This window comes from Arthrobacter sp. 05T47 (assembly GCF_056395825.1).
The window spans coordinates 1-1,847 of sequence record NZ_JBFTKG010000115.1 but is presented as its reverse complement, the minus strand read 5'-3'; the positions used below and the strand labels follow the sequence as shown (position 1 = coordinate 1,847).

At 63.3% G+C, this 1,847-nt stretch carries 1 pseudogene; it reads right to left on the bottom strand.

The annotated features are described in order from the left end of the window. Positions 1-220: pseudogene (locus AC1DEY_RS23105) on the bottom strand (formaldehyde dehydrogenase, glutathione-independent); the annotation flags it as partial. Between the last annotated feature and the right edge of the window lie 1,627 nt (positions 221-1,847).

Genomic DNA, 1,847 nt, shown 5'->3' with positions numbered 1-1,847 from the left:
CCAGGTCGGCCGGGGCGGTGGTCCGGCCCCGGACCATGTGCTGGTCCGAACCGCAGATATTGGTGGCAACGGTTTTGAGGATGACACCATGGCGCACCGAACGGCCCACGTTGGCGGGGTTGACCCCCGGGCCGTCCTTGAGCTCGAAGGTGGGATAGTCAATGTCGATGATGTCGACCTTGCCCGGCCCCTTGTAGGCAACGGCCTGGTTTCGTGTCAATAGGGTTCCATAACTCCCCGCAGAGCGGTTAGAGGGTTGAGCAAGAGATCTTGGCATGTTCAGATCCCGGAGAGCTCTTTGCCGTTCCGGATGGCCATCCGCAGCTTTCTCTTCCAGTCGGACAGGCTCGTCGTGCTCTCGTTTTCCGGCGTATGACACCGGCTGGCCGGAGCCGTCACCAATATCCAGCTCAGCCAGGCACCTTGTAACCAGCCGGCGGGGCACCCCCAATCGTCGTGCGATTTCATCGGTGCCCAAATGCTGCACTGCCTCTCGTCGAGAAAGCTTGAGGTGCCGCGCTGTCTGATTGATGAGCTGGTCTACGCGGTCAACCCCGACAGCTGGCGGGATGACCCGCCCGGAGCGGGCATTCGACGCGGTGAAAGGGCCGTTGTGTGCCAGTGGGCCGATTGTTCTCGTAAGGCCAGGAAACGTCCCGGCCTCGAAGCCGCGGGGCACGCGAGACTCCCGCATCTGAAAGGGACTAAAGCCAAGAATTTCGACGCTCTCGGCTCGGGTGTCATCGGGCTCCCATAGTAGCCAGGGGATGCTGGCGTAGCGCCGGCCGCTTGCTATCTCTGTGAGCGACCCTTCTGGAATCACAGTGTCATCCCGCCAATCTTCGCGAACTAATAGGTCGAGAGACGACGTGAGCATCGGCGGGAACGGCATGCGCGCATTGAGCGTTCTACCGGCCGAGGCAGCCAAGGCGGCCACATCCGGCATGTCGCCAAGTGCGCGCTCCAGCCGGCGCAGCATTGTGGCCAGCTGATCGAGACTCGCGTCATCGTCTTGGGACGATGCCTGACGGGCCAACTCGTGAGCAATCAACAGAGCATGCATGAGCGGCGCGTGGGGGTCGGGGCCAGGCACGTCCGGCGATGGCTTGAGAACTGAAAGGCCAGCCCGTGCTCGGCTCAGTGCAACCTCGACGTCTCGCGTGGCAAAGCCGTACCCGTCGAAGGGCGTTGTTAGGGGGAGCAAGTGCACCGACATGGCAGCCACGACGGCCCCTCGGGGTCCCTGAGGCACGAAAGCGACGACCTGATGCCCTTCTGGGAGCCAGACCGCATGTTCGACTAGCTGCTTCTCTGGGCCGATCCAACGTAGACGGTATCCGCCGGGTGGGAGGTCGAGGCGCCATCCCAGGGCTCGGTTGGGCTGGCCTGGTTGCTGGTGGGGGTCCTGCTCAGGGAAAGGGACTTCGATGGGTCGGCCGGCCTCGTCGTAAACTTCGAGGGCGGCCCCTAGCGGAGCCATCTCCCGGGCGCGGAGACCTCGAAGCATCACTACGAGACGGGCCTGCGCTTCAGGGCGCCCTGACCCATGCGAAATTGTGAGTCTACTGGCAAGTGAAGCGTGGCTCTCGTTGAGTGTGGCCGTGGAGAACACCGGAGCGGCAGCATCGAATTCGACGACCAGCTCGATCGCGTGGCTGCCGCCAGGCCGCACTAGGATGCCCTGTGTGGTACGTGTGCCACCGATGTGGGCGGTCACGCTGTAAGCACCGGAAGGCAGCCTCGTATCCAAGGAATCGGACGCTCCGCTGCTGGCAACCGGTCGGAGATAGGCATCGAGCACTTCGATGCGCGCGCCTATCGAATGGACGGTAAGTCTTCCACTGCGG